Below are 13,223 nucleotides of genomic sequence, written 5' to 3'. Positions count from 1 at the left end.
AATGCGGCCCTTTGCCGGCGATTCGTGGCCGCCAATTTTCCGTGGAAGAACCTATGAAAAGCGCTGAAATCCGTGAAGCCTTCCTCCGCTTCTTCGAAGAGAAGGGACACACCCGTGTCGCTTCCAGTTCGCTGATCCCGGCGAACGATCCGACCCTGCTGTTCACCAACGCGGGCATGAACCAGTTCAAGGACTGCTTCCTCGGCCTGGAAAAGCGCGCCTACACCCGTGCGACCACCAGCCAGAAATGCGTGCGCGCCGGCGGCAAGCACAACGACCTGGAAAACGTCGGCTACACCGCGCGGCACCACACCTTCTTCGAAATGCTGGGTAACTTCAGCTTCGGCGACTATTTCAAGCGCGACGCCATCCATTACGCCTGGGAGTTCCTCACCGGCGAGAAATGGCTGAACCTGCCCAAGGAAAAGCTCTGGGTCACCGTCTACGCCACCGACGACGAGGCCTACGACATCTGGACCAAGGAAGTCGGCGTGCCCGCCGAGCGTATGGTGCGGATCGGCGACAACAAGGGCGCGCCCTATGCGTCCGACAACTTCTGGGCGATGGGCGATACCGGACCCTGCGGTCCCTGCACCGAGATCTTCTTCGACCATGGGCCGGAGATCTGGGGCGGCCCGCCCGGTTCGCCGGAAGAGGACGGCGACCGCTACATCGAGATCTGGAACAACGTGTTCATGCAGTTCAACCGCACCGCGGACGGCGTCATGCACCCGCTGCCGGCGCCGAGCGTGGACACCGGCATGGGCCTGGAGCGCGTCAGCGCGGTACTCCAGCACGTGCACTCGAACTATGAGATCGACCTGTTCCAGAACCTGCTGAAAGCCTCCGCCGAGGCCATCGGCTGCGCCAACGACGACGCGCCGTCGCTGAAGGTGGTAGCCGACCACATCCGTTCCTGCAGCTTCCTGATCGCCGACGGCGTGCTGCCGTCCAACGAAGGTCGCGGCTACGTCTTGCGGCGGATCATCCGCCGCGCCTGCCGCCACGGCAACAAGCTGGGCGCCAGGGGCACCTTCTTCCACAAGATCGTCGCAGCGCTGGTCGCCGAGATGGGCGATGCCTTCCCCGAGCTGAAGCAACAGCAGGCACACATCGAGCGCGTGCTGAAGACCGAGGAAGAGCAGTTCGCCAAGACCCTGGAGCAAGGCCTGAAGATCCTCGAACAGGACCTTGCCGAACTGCAGGGCAGCGTGATTCCCGGCAACGTGGTGTTCAAGCTGTACGACACCTATGGCTTCCCGGTCGACCTGACCAATGACATCGCCCGCGAGCGCGAGCTGACCATCGACGAGGACGGCTTCGAGCGCGAGATGGAGGCCCAGCGCGAGCGCGCCCGCGCTTCCAGCGCCTTTGGCATGGACTACAACAGCCTGGTCAAGGTCGACGGCGAGACCCGCTTCCTCGGCTACCAGGGTGTCTCCGGCGCTGGACAGATCGTCGCGCTGTTCAGGGACGGCCAGGCCGTCGAGCGCCTGGAGGAGGGCGAGGAGGGCGTCGTGGTCCTCGACCAGACGCCGTTCTACGCCGAGTCCGGCGGCCAGGTCGGCGACAGTGGCTACCTCGAGGCGGCTGGCGTGCGCTTCGACGTGCGCGATACCACCAAGGCCGGCGGCGCGCACCTGCACCACGGCGTGGTCGCCCGGGGCAACCTGAGCGTTGGCGGCGCGGTCAAGGCCGAGGTCGACGCTTCGGTACGCCAGGCCACCGCGCTCAACCACTCCGCGACCCACCTGCTGCATGCCGCGCTGCGCCAGGTACTGGGCGACCACGTACAACAGAAGGGCTCGCTGGTGGACAGCCAGCGCCTGCGTTTCGACTTCAGCCACTTCGAGGCGATCAAGGCGGAACAACTGAAGGCCCTGGAGGATATCGTCAACGCCGAAATCCGTCGCAACACCGAGGTCGAGACCGAGGAAACCGATATCGACACCGCCAAGGCCAAGGGCGCCATGGCGCTGTTCGGCGAGAAGTACGGCGACCAGGTGCGCGTACTGAGCATGGGCGGCGATTTCTCCGTCGAGCTGTGCGGTGGCACCCACGTATCCCGCACCGGCGACATCGGCCTGTTCAAGATCACCAGCGAGGGTGGCGTGGCTGCCGGCGTACGCCGTATCGAGGCGGTCACCGGCGCGGCGGCGCTGGCCTACCTGAACGGTGCCGAGGAGCAGCTCAAGGAAGCCGCCAGCCTGGTCAAGGGCAGCCGCGATAACCTGCTGGACAAGCTCGGCGCACTGCTGGAGCGCAACCGCTCGCTGGAGAAGGAGCTGGAACAGTTCAAGGCCAAGGCTGCCAGCGCGGCCGGCGACGACCTTTCGGCGGCGGCGGTGGAAATCAAGGGCGCGAAGGTACTCGCCGCGCGCCTCGATGGTCTGGACGGCAAGGCGCTGCTGGCGCTGGTCGACCAGTTGAAGAACAAGCTCGGCCGCGCAGTGATCCTGCTCGGCGGCGAGCTGGACGGGAAGGTCGTACTGGTCGCAGGCGTGACCCAGGACCTGACCGGCCAACTGAAGGCCGGCGAGCTTATGAAGCAAGCCGCGGCGGCAGTTGGTGGCAAAGGTGGCGGACGCCCGGATATGGCCCAGGGCGGCGGCACCGATGCAGCGAAATTGGACGAGGCCCTGGCCCTGGCCCAGCGCTTCGTCGAGCAAGGGCTCTGATGCCATGCCGGCCCCGCGCCAGAGCGACGCGGGGCCGGGCGGCCAGCGCCCCTTGATGCCCGGCCGGCGGTGCGCCCCGCCAGTCCGGGTAGCGAAAGAATGTGGCAGGTTCAAAAGGGCGCCCTTCACGGAATCAGGCGGTTTGAAATGGCTTTGATCGTACAGAAGTTTGGAGGGACCTCCGTCGGCACCGTCGAGCGTATCGAGCAGGTGGCCGAGAAGGTGAAGAAATTCCGCGAAGCGGGCGATGACGTCGTCGTGGTGGTATCCGCCATGAGCGGCGAGACCAACCGTCTGATCGGCCTGGCCAACCAGATCATGGAGCAGCCGGTTCCGCGCGAACTGGACGTCATGGTCTCGACCGGAGAGCAGGTGACCATCGCCCTGCTCAGCATGGCCCTGATCAAGCGCGGCGTGCCGGCGGTCTCCTATACCGGCAACCAGGTGCGTATCCTCACCGACAGCGCGCACACCAAGGCGCGCATCCTGCACATCGACGACACCCATATCCGCGCCGACCTCAAGGCCGGCAGGGTAGTGGTGGTCGCCGGTTTCCAGGGCGTCGACGGCAACGGCAACATCACCACGCTGGGCCGCGGCGGTTCCGATACCACCGGGGTGGCCCTGGCGGCGGCGTTGAAGGCCGACGAATGCCAGATCTACACCGACGTCGACGGCGTCTACACCACCGATCCGCGCGTAGTGCCGCAGGCCCGCCGGCTGGACAAGATCACCTTCGAGGAAATGCTGGAAATGGCCAGCCTCGGTTCCAAGGTGCTGCAGATCCGGGCGGTCGAGTTCGCCGGCAAGTACAACGTTCCGCTGCGCGTGCTGCACAGCTTCCAGGAGGGTCCGGGCACCCTCATTACTATCGATGATGAAGAGGAATCCATGGAACAGCCGATCATCTCCGGCATCGCCTTCAACCGCGACGAAGCCAAGCTGACCATCCGTGGCGTACCCGATACCCCCGGCGTGGCCTTCAAGATCCTCGGGCCGATCAGTGCCGCCAATGTGGAAGTCGACATGATCGTGCAGAACGTGGCGCACGATAACACCACCGACTTCACCTTCACGGTGCATCGCAACGATTACCTGAACGCCCTGGAAATTCTCAAGCAGACCGCCGCCAACATCGGCGCGCGCGAAGCCATCGGCGACACCAACATCGCCAAGGTTTCCATCGTCGGCGTCGGCATGCGTTCGCACGCCGGCGTGGCCAGCCGCATGTTCGAGGCGCTGGCCAAGGAAAGCATCAACATCCAGATGATCTCCACCTCGGAAATCAAGGTTTCCGTGGTGATCGAAGAGAAGTACCTGGAACTGGCGGTACGTGCCCTGCACACGGCGTTCGAGCTCGACGCGCCGGCGCGACAGGGTGAGTGACGCTGGCAGGCGAAAGGCGCGGCAACCCCGCGCCTTTTGTCGTTTTTGACCGTTCGGCAGGAACTTTCATTCCGGCGGGACTGGTCAATACTGGGTGAAGGATCGCGCTCTTGATTTCTGCGGATCCGCCGCCATTTCTTTTTTGCAGACTGTTGTCCTGAAATATTCGCGTGAGGAGAAAGGAATGCTGATTCTGACTCGTCGGGTCGGAGAGACCCTGATGGTAGGTGACGACGTCACCGTGACGGTACTGGGTGTCAAAGGGAACCAGGTGCGCATCGGCGTCAACGCGCCGAAGGAAGTCGCCGTGCACCGGGAGGAAATTTACCAGCGCATCCAGAAAGAGAAAGATCAAGAGCCAAACCATTAATTTTTATCTAATTTTCCCTTTGCAAACGGGGTAAAGATGGGTATCATGCGCCCCGTGTTGCGGAGAGGTGGCCGAGTGGCCGAAGGCGCTCCCCTGCTAAGGGAGTACACCTCAAAAGGGTGTCGGGGGTTCGAATCCCCCCCTCTCCGCCATTCAAGTGTTAGAGGTTGATTCAGGCGGCGAAAGCCATCTTGGTAACTAAGTTACTGATTTGATTGAAAAAATCGCTTGACGGATAAAATCCACAATCTATAATGCGCCCCCACGACGCACTCATAGCTCAGCTGGATAGAGTACTCGGCTACGAACCGAGCGGTCGGAGGTTCGAATCCTCCTGAGTGCGCCATATTTCGAAGGGTTCCTCTCGTCAGGGGCTCGACGGACGAAGGATCGACAGTTGCGGTCTTTCACGGTAAAACAAGCGTTACCGGCAGGTGGCCGGAAAAAGCACCGACACGCACTCATAGCTCAGCTGGATAGAGTACTCGGCTACGAACCGAGCGGTCGGAGGTTCGAATCCTCCTGAGTGCGCCATGCCGAAAGGGCCTGCAGCAATGCAGGCCCTTTTTCTTTGCCCGGGATTTTTCTTCCGCCGGAACGCGGCCCCGTCGTCAGGCGGGGCGGGAAGGGGTCAGACCAGCACCGAGTACCAGAACACCCGGCCGATCACGTTGATGTGCTCGGCGGCTTCCTGGGGCTCGTAGCGCTCGTCCGGGTGCTCGTCGCTGTTGAAGCTGCGAATGCGCAGGCCGCCGCCCGGAAGGCGGTAGAGCAGTTTCACGCGCAGTTGGCCGTCGTGGTCGAAGGCGTACATGTCGCCGTCCTTGATCGTCCGCGCGCTAGTGTCCACGCCTACCGTGCTGCCGTCCGGCAGCACCGGCTCCATGCTGTTGCCGCTGACCGTGACGCAGGCGGCACTGGCCGGATCGATGTTCTTCTTGCGCAGGGTGTACTTGCCGAAGCGCAGCTTGCGCCCGCCGGTCTGCAGGATCACCGTGCTGCCCTTGCCGCCGGACAGCTCGATCTCCTTGTAGAAGGGCAGTTCGATCTCGTCGGCATCCAGGGGCGTTTCGTCGTCCCATGACTCTACTGCGCCAAGCCAACTGGCATTGGGTCCTGCGTTCGCCTGGCCGCGCTCGGCGAGCATCTCGCCGCGACCTTCCGCCAGCCACAGGGGGTTGACGCCGCAGGCGCCGGCGATCTGCGCGACGAAGCTGGTGGCGCGGGACTTGCCGCGCTCCAGATCGGAAATGGAGGTCTGGGTCATGCCTACCGCCTGGGCAAGCTGGACCTGGCTGAGATGGGCGTGCTTGCGCGCCGCCTTGATGCGATCTTTGAGTTCCATAGGGGGCAAGACTAAGGGTGTGCCTGTGGCATTGCAAGCGTCAGTATATGGGTATTACCATAATTTCAGCGCTTTCCTACTCGCCTCGGGTAGGACGGCGGCCCAACACAGCCACTGCGGGTGGCTAATGCGAGCGGCCAGCCAGGTGGGCCGGCCAAGGAGGGAATACCATGTTTCAAAGTACCGAGCAGGCGCTGGCCGTGGCCTACTGGATGTTCGAGCACCAGCCGGGACCGAAGTCGTCGACGGCGATGGTGATCGATGGCCTGCGCGAGCGCTTCGATCGCAGCTTCATCGAACACCTGCCCAGCGGTTTGAGTCCGCACGAATGGCAGGCCCAGGCGGTGATGACCGTGCGTTTCGCCCAGCGCCAGCTGGCTGCGCACCCACTGGAGCTGGCGGTGGTGCGGGCCGAGTTCGCCCGCGGGCGGGATTTCGTCCTTGGCCTGGCGGCTTTGCGCGACTGGCTGAAGCCCGGGGCCGACCCGATCGAGCAGCGGGCAACCCTGGCCTTGCTGATGCGCATGTTCCGTCGTCCGCCGTCGAGCATCCGCGAGATCGAGCGACTCAGCGGCCTGTCGAAGAGCACCCTGCATCGCTGGGACAAGGAATGGCGCGAGCGGGTCGTCGCTTTGCTGCGCCAGGCCTTGCAGCGACTGGAGGAGCCGATGGCGGAGGTGGGGATCGTGGGCGAGCGCTAAAAAAATTTCTGTATGAAAACGGGTTTTCCCATATTGACGCTATGGGACGATAAAGGTATAAATTCTCCACGATTGAAATTCCTCTGGCCGAAGCCCGCCGATGCGGGCTTCGGCCGTTCCGGGCCCGCCTTTTCGGCGGGCCTTTGCATTTCCGGGAGTCATCCATGTCCGAGCCAAGCTCTGCGGCCTCCGCCGCCAGCGCAATGGCTGGCGTCGGCCTGGCCATGTACCTGCCGGGTATCGATGGCAACGCCTTGCTGGGAGGCTTCGGCGGCGCCATCTTCTTTGTCGTGTTCGCCCGTGACTACAACGCCCTGACCCGCCTCGGCTACCTGCTGGTGTCCTGGGTCGGCGGCTATTACGCCGGAATCGAGGCGCTCGGCCGCGGGTTGACCCAGACCAGCGGCATGGCCGCCTTCGTCGCCGCGACCCTCTGCGTGACCGGCGGCATCGGCATGCTCGAGTGGATGCGTGGCGGTGAACTGCCCAACTGGATGCGCGGGCTGTTGCGCCGCCGGGGAGGCAAGTCCGATGGTTGATCCGCTGTCCACCCTGACCGTGCTGGTCTGCTCGGCGATCTGCATGCGCCTGATCACCTATCGCCGCGCCGGCGCGCGTTTCCGCCCCGGCGTTTCCCTGTGCGCCTACCTGCTGGCGTTGTGCACCGGCTGCCAGGCGCTGGGAATAGTGGCCGGGTTGTATCGTGCCGAGCACCTCTCGCCGTGGATGCTCGGGGTACTGCTGGTGCTGCTGGTCCTGCTGTTGCAGGCGCGCGGCAACCTGGCGCGGGTCCTGCGCCTGCATTGAACGAACGTACTTCGCTCCGGCCTGGCCGGCGGTTGTATCCGCCGCGTCGGTGCCTGTCCGTCATCCATCCATCCTGAAAAAGGAGTTCGCCATGTCCAGTGCAACCGTGCGCCTGGATCACGCCGCCCTGCGCGAAACGTTGCGGCAGTTGTTCGGCCTGCCCGCCGGCAGCGTCATCGATGCCGATCAACTGCTGGCCCCGCCGGCCATCCCCTTCATGACCTTGCGCCTGGAGTCCTCGAGCCTGCTTGGCAAGGTGCGGCGGGAGTTTTCCGCCAGTGGCGAGCAGGAGTCCCTGCTGGCCAGTTGCGAGAGCATCTTTCGCCTGACCTGGCATGGTCCCGAGGCGCACCAGTACCTGCAGGATGCCCGCTGCCTGCTGCAGTCAGGCAATGCCGGCGAGCGCCTGCGCGTGCTGAAGGCCAGCCTGCTGCGCCTGACACCCATCGAAAACCTGTCCGTCGTGCAGGATGGCCAGGCGCTGGGGCAGGCTCGTTTCGACCTTGTTCTCGCTCACGAACACGTGCTGCTCGTCGACCTCGAGCGCACCGCTCCCGGGCAGACCTCCGGGGGGGGCAGGTGGAACGGCTTCCTAGAGGTCGTTGCGATGCATCGTAGCGATGCCATCCATACATAGAGGAGAGATCCATGGTCATGTTGATCAGTCGTCGCGTCGGCATCGTTCGCCTGGATGCGGTGATTTCCGAAAACCTCGCGCAGGCTGCCGTCAGCGCGCGCGGCGACAAGCTCATCACCATCGTCGGCAGCATTGTCGACCATGCGCCCGCTGACGAGCCGTTGCCCTCCTTGCTGCCGATGGAGGGAGGCAGCCGCGCGTTGAACGAGTACCGTGTGCGCAAGGGCATCGCTGCCTTGACTTCACTGCAAGGCGCTTCCGAAACGGTGGACGTGCAAACGGGATTCCACCTGTATCGCGGTCTGTTCATCACGCGCGTTGTTGCCCGGCGAACCGCAGAAAGAGGATTGAGCCTGACCATAACCGCCAGCCAGAGGCGTGCGCTGCGCGCAGGCGGTAGGCTGCTGAAGACTGTCGTCCGTCTTTTCCATGCAGGCAGGGCGACACCCTGCCCGGCACGCTAAAGGCGATGCCGGTCCTGCTTTCATCGGTATGAGGTCGGCCCGGCCTTAGCTCCCGGGATCGACTCGCTCCACCCGGTACCTTCCCTTTCCCTTCACGCATCCCTCCTGATCGAAGCTCACGCTTCTCGCTCCCCGTCGCTTGTCGGCCTTGTACTGATAACGCACCTCCGCATTGTTCCCGCTGACCCGGTCCGGCTTGCCCAGCGCCCGCTCCACATCGGAGCGGGTCATTCCCGTCATTATTCGCTGCTCCACGATCGCCTTGCGGCGTTCCTTCTCGTCCAGGCGTCTTCCGCAGCGATCTTCTCTTTCTCCGATCACCGCGAGCGGCACGTTTTTCCGGCCGATGGACGCCTTTTTCGTCTTCGTCTCGGCCATCGGCGTGACGCTCCTGCCTCCCGGCGGCGGGTTGTCCGCCACGACGGTCTCGCCGGCCTGCCCGGCGGGGCAACCGAGTTGGGTGAAGCTGACATGGCCGCTGGCGTCTTCGCAGCGGAATACCGCAGCGGCCTCGCAGGTGGACGCCAGCGAGAGGAGGAGAAGGAGGGACAGGGAACGCATGGCCGGCACTCCGGGTCGGATAAGGGTGAGTGCAGGCTAACGCGTTGCCTTTTTCCGCGGGGCCGAGTGTCCTGAGTGAAATTTCCGGCGTCGCAGTCAGGCGTCGAGTGACGATGAACTTTGTGCCGCAAGCGCTTGTTCTTGCCGCCATTTTGTAACGCGCAAAACGCAAGCGGAGTGTTATCATTATCCGTATCTGCCCCGAGAGGGCCCTTGGAACACCCCCATGGACTTACCCAGTAGAAACTCGAACAGTTTCCCGTTTGACCAATCACGTTTCTGATTGACCCCTTTGGCGTGCTCCGCTACTGGGGGTGGAGCGCGCTATGACCGAAGTAGAAGCCAAGAAGCCGCAGGAAAGCCTGCAGGACCGCCTAGCGCAGGTGGTCGAGCTGCTGCATCGCCACAAGGTGGTGGAGGACCTGACCCATCGTCAGGAAGGCCAGCACCATGACCGGGTGGAAAACCTCGTCCACCGGCAGAATCTCGTAGAACTCCAGCGCAAGCTGGAGGAACTGCACCCCGCCGACATCGCCCACATCCTCGAATCGCTGCCGCTGGACGACCGCCTGACGGTCTGGCAGCTGGTCAAGTCCGAGGACGACGGCGACATCCTCCTCGAAGTCTCCGACGCGGTCCGGGAAACCCTGATCGCGGACATGGACGACCACGAGATCATCGCCGCGACCAAGGACCTGGACGCCGACGAACTCGCCGACCTGGCGCCGGAACTGCCGCGCGACGTGGTCCATGAACTGATGGAAAGCCTCGACGCGCAGCAGCGCGAGCGGGTGCGTTCGGCGCTGTCCTACGAGGAGGACCAGGTCGGCGCGCTGATGGACTTCGAGATGGTCACCATCCGCGAGGACGTCAGCCTGGAAGTGGTGCTGCGCTACCTGCGCCGCCTGAAGGAACTGCCCGGGCATACCGACAAACTGTTCGTGGTCGACTACGACGGCGTGCTCAAGGGCGTGCTGCCGATCAAGCGCCTGCTGGTCAACGATCCGGACAAGCAAGTGCTGGAAGTCATGGCCACCGACCCGGTGACCTTCCACCCGGACGAGGACGGCTACGACGCCGCCCAGGCATTCGAGCGTTACGACCTGATTTCCGCGCCGGTGGTGGACAAGGGCGGCAAGCTGATCGGTCGTCTGACCATCGACGAGATGGTCGACCTGATCCGTGAGGAGAGCGAAAGCGAAGTCCTCAACATGGCCGGTCTGCGTGAAGAAGAAGACATCTTCGCCTCGGTCTGGAAGTCGGTGCGCAACCGCTGGGCCTGGCTGGCCACCAACCTGATCACCGCCTTCGTCGCCTCGCGGGTGATCGGCCTGTTCGAAGGCTCCATCGAGAAACTGGTGGCGCTGGCCGCGCTGATGCCGATCGTTGCCGGCATCGGTGGCAACTCCGGCAACCAGACCATCACCATGATCGTCCGCGCCATCGCGCTCGACCAGGTACAGCCGACCAGCAACAGTCGCAACCGCCTGCTGCGCAAAGAGCTTGGCGTCGCGCTGGTCAACGGCCTGGCGTGGGGCGGAGTGATCGGCGTGGTGGCCTTCTATCTTTACGGCAACTGGGAACTGGGCGTGGTGATGACCGCCGCGATGACCCTGAACCTGCTGCTGGCGGCGATGATGGGAGTGCTGATCCCGATGACCCTGCATCGTTTCGGACGCGATCCGGCGATGGGCTCCAGCGTGATGATCACTGCGATGACCGACAGCGGCGGTTTCTTCATCTTCCTCGGCCTGGCGACGATCTTCCTGATGTAGCCGGAGCGCCATGCAAGAAGCCGCCCACGGGCGGCTTTTTTCATGGCGGTCAGATCAGCGGGGAAACCTTCGGTGGCGACCAGGACAGCACGCTCAGGCAGCGATCGCCGCCATTGACGAAATACTCGTCGACGGCCTTGGTCTCGCGGGCGACGAAGCCCTCGCGACGGCATTCCTGGTCCAGCCAGCCGCCTTGCTCGACCCGGTACAGCCAACCCTCGGATGCCGCACAGGCTGGCCAGAATTCCAGCAGGTCGGCAGCGTCGAGCTGGCGCAGGCCTTCGACTTCGACGAACTCGACGCGCCAGGTGCGCTGGTTGGCGAGGTCGCGGACGAGGATGGTGAGGCCGGCGCGATCCTGGCGGCACTCCAGGAACCAGGGGTCGACGCAGGGCGGCGCCTGGAGCAGAACCGCCAGCAGCGGCTCCGCGCGTTCAGCCACGGACGCGCAGGGTCAGGCCCTTGAGGAAGTTGCGCAGCAACTGGTCGCCGCAGGTCCGGTAGTTGCTGTGGCCGGGCTTGCGAAACAGGGCGCTCAGCTCGGGTTTGGAGACCGGGAAGTCGACGCTGGCGAGGATGGCATGGAGGTCTTCCTCCTTGAGTTCGAAGGCGACCCGCAGCTTCTTCAGGATCATGTTGTTGCTCAACGGCAGCTCCAGCGGCGGTAGCGGACGCGACTCGTCGCGACCGCGGCGCTGGATGATCAGTCCGTCCAGGCAGCGCGCCAGGTAGCGGTCGGGGCAGGCCTGGAAGCCGTCTTCGTCTTCCTTCTTCAGGTAAGCTTCGAGCAGGTCCGCTTCGACTTGCTCGCCGAACGGGGCGGCCAGTTCGGCCAGATGTGCATCGGGAAGATCCAGCAGGTAGCGCAGGCTGCGTAGTACGTCGTTGTTGAGCATCGTGCTCTCCGGAACGGTTGGCGATGAAAAAGCCCCGCGGGGCGGGGCTCTTCAGGGAGGGCTCAGACCAGCTCGGCCCAGAGGTCGTACTCGTCGGCATCGGTGATGCGCACGCGGACCTTGTCGCCCGGCTTCAGCTCGTCGCTGTCGACGAACACGTTGCCGTCGATTTCCGGAGCGTCGGCCCAGGAGCGGCCGACCGCGCCCTGTTCGTCGACTTCGTCGATCAGCACTTCGATTTCCTTGCCGACCTTGAGCTGCAGGCGAGCGGCGGAGATCGCCTGCTGGTGGGCCATGAAGCGTTCCCAGCGGTCCTGCTTGACCTCGTCCGGCACCGGCTCCAGGCCCAGCTCGTTGGCCGGAGCGCCTTCGACGGGGGAGTACTGGAAGCAGCCGACGCGGTCGAGCTGGGCTTCCGTCAGCCAGTCGAGCAGGTACTGGAAGTCTTCTTCGGTTTCGCCCGGGAAGCCGACGATGAAGGTCGAGCGGATGGTCAGTTCCGGGCAGATCTCGCGCCACTGCTTGATCCGGGCCAGGGTCTTGTCCTCAAAGGCCGGGCGCTTCATGGCCTTGAGCACCTTCGGGCTGGCGTGCTGGAAGGGGATGTCGAGGTACGGCAGGAGCTTGCCGGCGGCCATCAGCGGGATCACGTCGTCGACGTTGGGGTACGGGTAGACGTAGTGCAGGCGAACCCACACGCCCATGCTGCTCAGCGCCTCGCAGAGTTCCTTCATGCGGGTCTTGACCGGCTGGCCGTTCCAGAAGTCGGTCTTGTACTTCAGGTCCACGCCGTAGGCGCTGGTGTCCTGGGAAATCACCAGGAGTTCCTTGACCCCGGCCTTGACCAGGCGCTCGGCCTCGCTCAGCACGTCGCCGACCGGCCGGCTGACCAGCTTGCCGCGCATGGACGGGATGATGCAGAAGCTGCAGCTGTGGTTGCAGCCTTCGGAAATCTTCAGGTAGGCGTAGTGGCGCGGGGTCAGCTTGACGCCTTGCGGCGGGACCAGGTCGACCAGCGGGTTGTGTTCGGTCTTCGGCGGCACCACTTCGTGCACCGCGGTAACCACCTGCTCGTACTGTTGCGGGCCGGTGACCGCCAGCACGCTGGGATGCACGTCGCGGATCGCGTGCTCTTCCACGCCCATGCAGCCGGTGACGATGACCTTGCCGTTCTCGGCGATGGCTTCGCCGATCACTTCCAGGGACTCGGCCTTGGCGCTGTCGATGAAACCGCAGGTGTTGACCACCACGACGTCGGCGTCTTCGTAGGTCGGGACGACCTCATAGCCTTCCATGCGCAGCTGGGTGAGGATGCGCTCGGAGTCGACCAGCGCCTTGGGGCATCCAAGACTGACGAAGCCGACTTTGGGAGTGGGGGTGGACATGGCTAACCTCGGTAGGCGGGCGCGCTTGCTGGCGCCTCTGATCAAAAAGTGCGCAATTCTAGCGGCAGCGCCGCGGCTTTTCCAGTCTCCCGTGCAGCTCTTTTCCGGCTCTGGAAAAACTCTCCGCGGGCGCTCGGCAATCGGCTCCCCGGCCTTCTATAGTCATAGCAGTCCGGGGCCTCGGCGCTTGCATCGCGGACGGCATGGGCGCAGCATTT

Annotated in this window: 13 protein-coding genes, 3 tRNA genes and 1 pseudogene; 12 read left to right on the top strand and 5 right to left on the bottom strand. The window is 64.1% G+C overall.

Annotated features, from left to right (window positions below):
* The first annotated feature begins 53 nt into the window (after window positions 1-53).
* From alaS to HMPREF2924_RS27585, 6 genes are all read left to right on the top strand, one after another.
* Window positions 54-2,678 (top strand): alanine--tRNA ligase, encoded by a 2,625-nt coding sequence (gene alaS, locus HMPREF2924_RS27610; RefSeq protein ID WP_003134256.1) that lies wholly within the window; start codon window positions 54-56, stop codon window positions 2,676-2,678.
* A 147-nt stretch (window positions 2,679-2,825) separates the two neighbouring features.
* Complete coding sequence (locus HMPREF2924_RS27605) at window positions 2,826-4,064, top strand: aspartate kinase (RefSeq protein WP_003085971.1); 1,239 nt, start codon at window positions 2,826-2,828, stop codon at window positions 4,062-4,064.
* Between the two features lie 184 nt (window positions 4,065-4,248).
* On the top strand, window positions 4,249-4,434 hold the full coding sequence (gene csrA / locus HMPREF2924_RS27600) for a carbon storage regulator CsrA (RefSeq protein WP_003085981.1): 186 nt from the start codon (window positions 4,249-4,251) through the stop codon (window positions 4,432-4,434).
* A gap of 61 nt (window positions 4,435-4,495) precedes the next feature.
* Window positions 4,496-4,586: transfer RNA gene (locus HMPREF2924_RS27595), tRNA-Ser, on the top strand.
* 117 nt (window positions 4,587-4,703) lie between these two features.
* A tRNA-Arg gene (locus HMPREF2924_RS27590) sits at window positions 4,704-4,780 on the top strand.
* Window positions 4,781-4,891: 111 nt separating this feature from the next.
* A tRNA-Arg gene (locus tag HMPREF2924_RS27585) sits at window positions 4,892-4,968 on the top strand.
* Window positions 4,969-5,065: 97 nt separating this feature from the next.
* Here the strand turns inward: HMPREF2924_RS27585 and alpR are convergent.
* Complete coding sequence (alpR, locus tag HMPREF2924_RS27580) at window positions 5,066-5,779, bottom strand: transcriptional regulator AlpR (RefSeq protein ID WP_003085982.1); 714 nt, start codon at window positions 5,777-5,779, stop codon at window positions 5,066-5,068.
* A 170-nt stretch (window positions 5,780-5,949) separates the two neighbouring features.
* Here alpR and HMPREF2924_RS27575 point away from each other — a divergent pair, with 170 nt between their 5' ends.
* From HMPREF2924_RS27575 to HMPREF2924_RS27555, 5 genes and pseudogenes are all read left to right on the top strand, one after another.
* Window positions 5,950-6,480, top strand: coding sequence for a hypothetical protein (locus HMPREF2924_RS27575; protein ID WP_003085984.1), 531 nt, complete (start codon window positions 5,950-5,952; stop codon window positions 6,478-6,480).
* A 164-nt stretch (window positions 6,481-6,644) separates the two neighbouring features.
* The gene (locus tag HMPREF2924_RS27570) at window positions 6,645-7,019 is read left to right on the top strand and encodes a phage holin family protein (protein ID WP_003085986.1); all 375 of its coding nucleotides are present in this window, start codon (window positions 6,645-6,647) and stop codon (window positions 7,017-7,019) included.
* Window positions 7,012-7,287, top strand: a complete 276-nt coding sequence (locus tag HMPREF2924_RS27565; protein ID WP_003085989.1) for a phage holin family protein — start codon at window positions 7,012-7,014, stop codon at window positions 7,285-7,287. Before HMPREF2924_RS27570 ends, HMPREF2924_RS27565 begins: the two co-directional genes overlap by 8 nt.
* A gap of 91 nt (window positions 7,288-7,378) precedes the next feature.
* Window positions 7,379-7,883, top strand: a pseudogene (locus HMPREF2924_RS27560) (hypothetical protein).
* 52 nt (window positions 7,884-7,935) lie between these two features.
* Window positions 7,936-8,388: a hypothetical protein gene (locus HMPREF2924_RS27555; protein WP_004364084.1), complete on the top strand. Its 453-nt coding sequence runs from the start codon at window positions 7,936-7,938 to the stop codon at window positions 8,386-8,388.
* 45 nt (window positions 8,389-8,433) lie between these two features.
* On the opposite strand, the gene HMPREF2924_RS27550 is transcribed toward HMPREF2924_RS27555, so the two are convergent.
* Window positions 8,434-8,949 carry a DUF4124 domain-containing protein gene (locus HMPREF2924_RS27550; RefSeq protein ID WP_003123233.1) on the bottom strand — a complete coding sequence of 172 codons (516 nt, stop codon included), beginning with the start codon at window positions 8,947-8,949 and terminating at the stop codon, window positions 8,434-8,436.
* A gap of 326 nt (window positions 8,950-9,275) precedes the next feature.
* On the opposite strand from HMPREF2924_RS27550, the gene mgtE reads away from it, so the two are divergent.
* On the top strand, window positions 9,276-10,724 hold the full coding sequence (gene mgtE, locus HMPREF2924_RS27545; protein WP_003085996.1) for a magnesium transporter: 1,449 nt from the start codon (window positions 9,276-9,278) through the stop codon (window positions 10,722-10,724).
* A 49-nt stretch (window positions 10,725-10,773) separates the two neighbouring features.
* Here the strand turns inward: mgtE and HMPREF2924_RS27540 are convergent, their stop codons facing one another.
* The 3 genes from HMPREF2924_RS27540 to rimO all read right to left on the bottom strand — a co-directional run bounded on the left by HMPREF2924_RS27540 (window position 10,774) and on the right by rimO (window position 13,005).
* On the bottom strand, window positions 10,774-11,166 hold the full coding sequence (locus HMPREF2924_RS27540; protein WP_003085997.1) for a hypothetical protein: 393 nt from the start codon (window positions 11,164-11,166) through the stop codon (window positions 10,774-10,776).
* The gene (locus tag HMPREF2924_RS27535) at window positions 11,159-11,620 is read right to left on the bottom strand and encodes a YehS family protein (protein WP_003085999.1); all 462 of its coding nucleotides are present in this window, start codon (window positions 11,618-11,620) and stop codon (window positions 11,159-11,161) included. Before HMPREF2924_RS27535 ends, HMPREF2924_RS27540 begins: the two co-directional genes overlap by 8 nt.
* A 62-nt stretch (window positions 11,621-11,682) precedes the next feature.
* Entirely contained in the window at window positions 11,683-13,005 is a 1,323-nt protein-coding gene (rimO, locus tag HMPREF2924_RS27530) for a 30S ribosomal protein S12 methylthiotransferase RimO (protein WP_003086001.1), read from the bottom strand.
* Window positions 13,006-13,223 lie beyond the last annotated feature (218 nt).

It is taken from the genome of Pseudomonas sp. HMSC063H08 (genome assembly GCF_001813645.1).
In the GTDB taxonomy this organism is placed as follows: Bacteria; Pseudomonadota; Gammaproteobacteria; order Pseudomonadales; family Pseudomonadaceae; genus Pseudomonas; species Pseudomonas aeruginosa.
The sequence above is the reverse complement of the archived record's forward strand: the minus strand, read 5'-3'. Positions and strand labels throughout refer to the sequence as shown.